The 6458-nt window shown below is 32.9% G+C and carries 6 protein-coding genes; 2 read left to right on the forward strand and 4 right to left on the reverse strand.

What is annotated here, in order from left to right; translation table 11 throughout:
- Positions 1 to 277 (reverse strand): KGK domain-containing protein (locus VKJ25_RS05925; RefSeq protein ID WP_324235703.1); only part of this gene is annotated, 277 nt, incomplete at its 3' end.
- Positions 278 to 1006: 729 nt separating this feature from the next.
- Entirely contained in the window at positions 1007 to 2062 is a 1056-nt protein-coding gene (gene ccsB, locus VKJ25_RS05930) for a c-type cytochrome biogenesis protein CcsB (RefSeq protein ID WP_324235704.1), read from the reverse strand.
- 453 nt (positions 2063 to 2515) lie between these two features.
- Between ccsB and VKJ25_RS05935 the strand changes: the two genes are divergently transcribed.
- On the forward strand, positions 2516 to 3670 hold the full coding sequence (locus tag VKJ25_RS05935; RefSeq protein ID WP_324235705.1) for a glycosyltransferase: 1155 nt from the start codon (positions 2516 to 2518) through the stop codon (positions 3668 to 3670).
- A gap of 657 nt (positions 3671 to 4327) precedes the next feature.
- On the opposite strand, the gene VKJ25_RS05940 is transcribed toward VKJ25_RS05935, so the two are convergent.
- Both VKJ25_RS05940 and VKJ25_RS05945 read right to left on the reverse strand, forming a co-directional pair.
- Positions 4328 to 4687, reverse strand: coding sequence for a type II toxin-antitoxin system PemK/MazF family toxin (locus VKJ25_RS05940; RefSeq protein WP_324235706.1), 360 nt, complete (start codon positions 4685 to 4687; stop codon positions 4328 to 4330).
- Entirely contained in the window at positions 4681 to 4935 is a 255-nt protein-coding gene (locus VKJ25_RS05945) for a hypothetical protein (protein WP_324235707.1), read from the reverse strand. The genes VKJ25_RS05940 and VKJ25_RS05945 overlap by 7 nt, the downstream gene beginning before the upstream one ends.
- Positions 4936 to 5426: 491 nt before the next feature.
- On the opposite strand from VKJ25_RS05945, the gene VKJ25_RS05950 reads away from it, so the two are divergent.
- The gene (locus VKJ25_RS05950; RefSeq protein ID WP_375340305.1) at positions 5427 to 6152 is read left to right on the forward strand and encodes a cytochrome c biogenesis protein CcdA; all 726 of its coding nucleotides are present in this window, start codon (positions 5427 to 5429) and stop codon (positions 6150 to 6152) included.
- The last annotated feature ends 306 nt before the right edge of the window (positions 6153 to 6458 follow it).

The following is a 6458-nucleotide window of genomic DNA, read 5'->3' on the forward strand; positions in this document are numbered from 1 at the left end:
CAGTTTCAGTTTTAGATAACTCTTTTTCTGAAACATTATCAATATTATCAGAAGTTCCTGGATAAAATTCTAAACGAAGTTTTACTTTCCCTTTTCTCCAATAAGAACCAGGTTTCAATAATTGACATTCTAGCCCTTCTTCAAATAAATTTTCTGATTCTAATCTGGTTAAAATCATAGTTATATATTCACTAACTTTAAATGTGCATTGAAACATTAAAAGACTAGCTCCAGACAAAACATCATCATTCTCTAATAGATGAACTTCAGTTTCCATAATAATAATTATCTTAGACTAAGGGAACAGGGAACAGGGAACAGGGAATAGGAAAAAAGTATAGCGCTGTGCTGCTGTGCAACAGGCAAAAGGCAACAGACTATAGGGAGAATAAATTGCTTATCACATAATACTTTTAGCTATTGGACACCTCCTGCAATTTATAAATATTAAGTGCGCACATTGCTATATTTTGGCAAATATTGAGATGAGATACAGCCTATTATGAGGTATATCTATCGCGGGCAAGATGCCCGCACTACAATAATTTTACTACTCACGCCTTGTATCTCATTTGTCCAAAATATGCTGTAAATCTTAATCATTGAAGAGTTATAAAATTAAGAAAAAGGATAAATAAAGAAAATTCTCTTCAACATTTTAACCCTGCTACTGAATACCCATATTTCATTCTAGAATCAAGTGAGAATTTTACTAGCTTTTAAAGATTGGTTGATATCTACTTTAATCTTTAAAAAGACATCTTTTTGTTCATGTACAAAAAGTCATAAATTAGAAGGAAATAGAACTACTACTAAAGTAGGAAATACTGTTAACTGAATAATTGATAACTGAAATGATTTGGGTGCATCTCATATTTACCAAAATACTTTTTTCCTCCATACCTATTCATACTTCTTCCCTGTTTCCTGTTCCCTGTTCCCTGTTCCCTAAAAGCGATAAGTTTTTGGCTTTATGCAAAATTGAGATGAACCCAATGATTTTCTATCAGAAAAACCAACCATAAGAATGTAAACCTTTACCTAAAAGATTTACTCCTAAATAACATACCCAAACTACAGCAAATCCAGTAGCAGCTAAAATCGCTGGTTTTCGTCCTTGCCATCCTTTGGTAATCCGAGCATGGAGATAGGCCGCAAATACTAACCAAGTAATCAAAGCCCAAGTTTCTTTCGGATCCCAACTCCAATATGAACCCCAAGCTTCATTTGCCCAAACAGCTCCAGAAATAATTCCAATAGTCAATAGTGGAAACCCTAAGCCAATGATACGATAACTAATATTATCTAGAATTTGAGCAATATTTAAACGCTCTGGTAAAAGGGTTATTTCTGCTTCAACTGTTTCCTTAACTTGGGTCTTTTCTAATACCGCAGTTTGACTATGACCATTTTGTGTTGATATGGGAAAAGGTTGATGATTATTCTTAATTTCTTTTAGGTTCCCTCCCTCTGTTTGTAACTGCAAATTTTTCGAGAGCTTCACAAAATGATTATTTCTATTAGTACGAGTGCCAAAAGAACTACCACTAAGTTCTACTTTTTGGCCACTGGTGATAATTAGAAAAGCGATCGCCAATAAAGACCCCACCATCAGAGTTGCATAACTGACCATCATTACACTAACGTGCATCATTAACCAATTAGATTTTAGAGCAGGGACTAGAGGTTCGGAGAGCTGCATATTGGAGGGCAAAGTTAAGGCAGCAAAAGCAGAAATACCCATAGCAAGTGGAGAAGTAAAGACTCCTACCAAGGGACTACCACTTTTATGTTCGGCGATGAGGTGAATAGTGGTAAGTCCCCAAGTTAGAAAAAATAGAGATTCGTATAAATTACTGATCGGGAAATAACCAGCTTCTAACCAACGAGCGCCTAGTAATGTTGCTATACAGAGATTAGCGATCGCCATTCCTGTGGAACCCAAAATTGAGAGATAGGGAATACGAGGAAAAGCAGCAGCTACCCAATAAATGAGCATTGTGGCAAATAAAATAGCAAATGAGATATTGTCCAATGAGTTTTGGAGTTTGACTAAATCCATTAATTTTTATCCGTATATTATGTATTTCAGCTTACATTGTGGATTAATCCTAAATTAGGTTGTAATATTTTATCATAGGAGTTTGGAGACCAAACCCCTACAGTTTTTTTGGGAGTTTGGGTTTGGAGACCAAACCCAAACATTTTTTTTTGGGAGTTTGGGTTTGGAGACCAAACCCAAACATTTTTTTTGGATATATCAATATTTATTAAAAATTAATTTATGAAGTAGTTAGAACTTACACACCCAAATCAGAAAACAAGTTTATTGCCGTAATTATTGTTTTTCAAATTACTAAATTTCCTTCATCAACCTGCTTTCTGTATAAATGAAATTGACTAGATTAAAATAGTATGATATTGTATCAGTAAAATTACTAAAAAATACTATAAGTATTCCCTGCGGAATGTTGCGTTCCTATTCCCTATTCCCTGTTCCCTCTTCCCTCTAAAAATGAAAAATATTTTATTTGTTCTGTACGAAGATTTCCACTCTAATAGTGCTCTTCATGTGCATCATTTTGCGAATAATTTAGTTGAACTTGGTTTAGACTGCGCTGTAGCTGTACCAAGAAATAAACACACAGTTTCTCTAGTAGGAGAAAACTTAACAAATTTATATCAAGTGACAGAATATGGAGAATTTTATCGCTTGAATGAATGCTTTAAAAATCAGAAAGGACCAGATGTTGTGCATGTTTGGACTCCTAGAGAAGTTACTAGAAATTACTGCCGAAAACTCCGAAAAGCTTATGACTTTCAATTAGTAATTCATCTAGAAGATAATGAGGAATATGTTCTCGAAAAATACTTAAATAAACCTTTTTCAGAAATTGCTAATGCTAATGGTTCCCTAAACATTCCCGAAAATGTTTCTCATCCCCAAAGATATAAAGAATTTTTAGCAACTGCCAATGGGGTAACAGTTATTATAGAAAAGTTAAAAGAATTTGTACCTAATAACGTACCGACTTTAACTTTATGGCCTGGTGTAGACACCGAGCATTTTTCTCAGAGAAAACCTAATCCAGAAAGAGCAAAACAATTGGGTGTTCCTGATGATAATATAGTCTTTTCTTACACGGGAAATGTTCATGCTGCTAATACTGAAGAAGTGAAAAGTTTATATTTAGCAGTAGCATTATTGAACCGAGAAGGTCAACGGACAACTTTAATTAGAACTGGTAGAGATTTTGAGAATTTTTTGGGAGATGATGATAGTTGGGCGAGGCAATATGCAATTGAATTAGGATATGTAGACCGGAGTTTAATGCCAGAAATTTTGGCTTTAGCAAATGTGTTAGTTCAACCAGGTAAACCTGATAAATTTAATGATTATCGTTTTCCATGTAAATTACCAGAATTTTTAGCGATGGGTAAACCTGTGGTTTTGCCAGCTACTAATATTGGTTTAGAGATGGAAAATGAGAAAGATGCTTTGGTTTTACCTGCGGTTGATGCGACTCATATTGTTGATTCTGTTACTAAATTATTGCAGGATAAATCTTTATATAAAAAGTTAAGTGATGGTTCTATTAATTTTGCCAAAACTCACCTTAGTTGGCAGAAAAATACAAAATTATTGCTATCTTTTTATAAAGAGATTTGATAATTATAGTAAAAGCCTTAATTTACCAATGAATCATGAATAATTGATAATTAGGGCTTGTTGAATAAGTCTTTTTTTGAAGTTAGAGAGTAGGGAGTTAGTAGGGTTATAGAAGAGCTGGTCATAAAGAAAAAAGAAAAGAATAGAGTCTTAATTTTTCTCCCATAGCTATAGATAAATAGTTATTTACCAAAAAAAAGAGGTATAAAGCCTCCCCTGCTTCGGGGATGAAAAAAATTCAACACGGTTCCCGATAAATCAGTATTTCAAGCCTCCGAATTTATTCGGTGGTTCACTCTCTACTGATAACTGAAATGACCCCGAAAATCTGGTACTTTTTCTAGACTTAAAGTAAGTTTCTCAAACATTTATTTCTAATTAATTGTTTTGATATTTAATTCAGTAAGCCCTCATTAACTCATTAATTAAGAGATATAGGAATAGAATTTTATTCAGGTCAAAAATATTGCTATTTTTTGGGAATAGGTTGACAAATAATTAGTTAATGAATGGGTATTATAGAGTTCCAGAGTTTATTTCTAGTTTTTTTAATTGTTAGTTACAACATAAACGCGAATTTCTATAATTTTAATTATTAATTATGTTATGAACTCTAGGAAGTAAGGTGAGGAGCAAAATCTGAAAAAATTAATTAAATCATGATTCCATTTCTGTTGGTTTTAGCAAGATATCTATTCCTTTTAATATCTCTTCTACTCTCTCCTGTGAAAGAGTACCTATTTTATCTGTAAGTTGAGATTTTTCAACTGTGAATATTCGGGATATATTCACAACTCTTTGGTCTGGTAAGTTAGCCTCACCCGGTGACAAGACTATATTACCAGGAACCGCAGCAAGTTTCAAATTAGAACCTAGACTACAAACAACAACAGTGTTAATCAAACTAAAATTAAAAACATTATTTTGAATGACAACATGAGGATGTCTATAACTAGGTTGAGAACCAGATGCTTCACCTAATTCTATCCAGAATATATCGCCCTGATTAATTAACACTCGTCTTCTATTACACTCCTATGATTTTCAGTTATGTTACCTATTGATTTTGATGTTTCAGTATCCGAAATATCTCCATAGGCAGCATTTATTTTTTCTAGTAATATTCGATTTTGATGCCGACGGATAAATTCTTCTAAAGCAATGGCAATTAAACGACTTCTCGAAATTTTCATTTCTGCCGCTATTGCCTCCGCTTGTTCAAACAGATACTCTTGAAGTGAGATTGCAGTTTTGACAGTGGCCATATAATTATACTTTGACTTTTCTGTTAGTATAATCAGTGGTCATATTAATGTCAATACACCTAAAGAAAAGTATCACTAAAAAAATTGATTTGAGATATTTTAATCCTCCTTTACTATTATTCAAAAATTATCCTACACACTAGATTTGATTTAGGGTTGATTTGTTTCAGATCATTCCAGAAATCCTGGCCAAAATCTAAAATCCAAAAAAAATCTTTACCTCAAATTTAGCTTTGATGACCAGAACCATATAATACTCTGGAAATAATATCAGAAATTATTTATCATAGCACTGTTTTTTTCATTTGGTATAATACATTAGTCTGAAAAAAGCTGACCAACCTTTCAGTTATGAGTTATCAGTACTTCCTGGAATAAACAAACTGGAAATACTGAAGTTTCTTTTCTCTTGGTGAATTGGAGATGGACAACCTCCAACCAGATTGCTATATAAATATTTAAGCAATAAAAATATATTAATAAATAAAATTATGGAAACTATCCTAACTTTTCTCTACGAAACCGCGCAATATGCAAATACTTTAGTTAAGACTCAATTAACACATCTAAGTTTGGTAAGTTTAGTCATTATTTTTGCTGCTGGTTTATTAACCAGTCTGACTCCTTGTATGCTTTCCATGCTACCAATAACTATTGGTTATATTGGAGGATATGAAGCCAAAAGTCGTATTCAAGCAGCAGCTCAATCTACTTGGTTTTCCCTGGGGTTAGCTACTACTTTAGCAGGATTAGGAATTATAGCATCATTGTTGGGAAAAGTCTATGGTCAAGTAGGTATAGGATTACCAATTATTGTTAGTATAATTGCTATTTTAATGGGGCTTAATTTATTAGAAGCTTTGCCATTGCCAATGCCATCTTTTGATAGTATGGGATGGATTTCTTCAGATTTACCTAAAGGAGTACGTTCTTATTTATTGGGTTTAACTTTTGGTTTAATTGCGTCTCCCTGTAGCACTCCTGTATTAGCAACATTATTAGCTTGGGTTTCGACTACTGGAGATTTAATTTTAGGTGGAGTTTTATTATTATTTTATGCTATTGGTTATGTAACTCCTTTGATATTAGCTGGCACTTTTACAGCTAATATTAAAAAGTTTTTGGAATTAAGAAAATGGTCTAGTTGGATTACACCTGTTAGTGGAATTTTATTGGTTAGTTTTGGTGTATTTTCCCTTTTATTTAGAGTTGTTTAAAAATAGGGAGTCGAGACCAGGGAAGTTCGCATTTTTTTTATGGAACTTCCCTACGAGGTTATTATTCTTTTTAATATTCATTAACCTGAAAAATTTTGTAAATAGGTTATATTTAATTGTAGGAATTTGGTTTCCAAATCCCATTTTTGCTTGGGTTTGAAGTAGAGTTATTTATTGCCTAATTTCTGACTTTTTGTACATTAACGAAAATATGCTTTTTCCCAAATAAATATAATCAACGAATCTCTAAAAGATAGTCAAATTATCACTTGATTATAGAATGAAATAGTTCTGGGTTGGTCTCCC

The organism is Okeania sp. (genome assembly GCF_035285525.1).
Classification (GTDB): Bacteria; Cyanobacteriota; Cyanobacteriia; order Cyanobacteriales; family Microcoleaceae; genus Trichodesmium.

Excerpts from the sequence above, each read along its gene's own strand:
- ccsB (WP_324235704.1), bottom strand. The coding sequence starts at position 2,062 with ATGGATTTAGTCAAACTCCAAAACTCATTGGACAATATCTCATTTGCT.
- VKJ25_RS05935 (WP_324235705.1), top strand. The coding sequence starts at position 2,516 with ATGAAAAATATTTTATTTGTTCTGTACGAAGATTTCCACTCTAATAGT.
- VKJ25_RS05945 (WP_324235707.1), bottom strand. The coding sequence starts at position 4,935 with ATGGCCACTGTCAAAACTGCAATCTCACTTCAAGAGTATCTGTTTGAA.
- VKJ25_RS05950 (WP_375340305.1), top strand. The coding sequence starts at position 5,427 with ATGGAAACTATCCTAACTTTTCTCTACGAAACCGCGCAATATGCAAAT.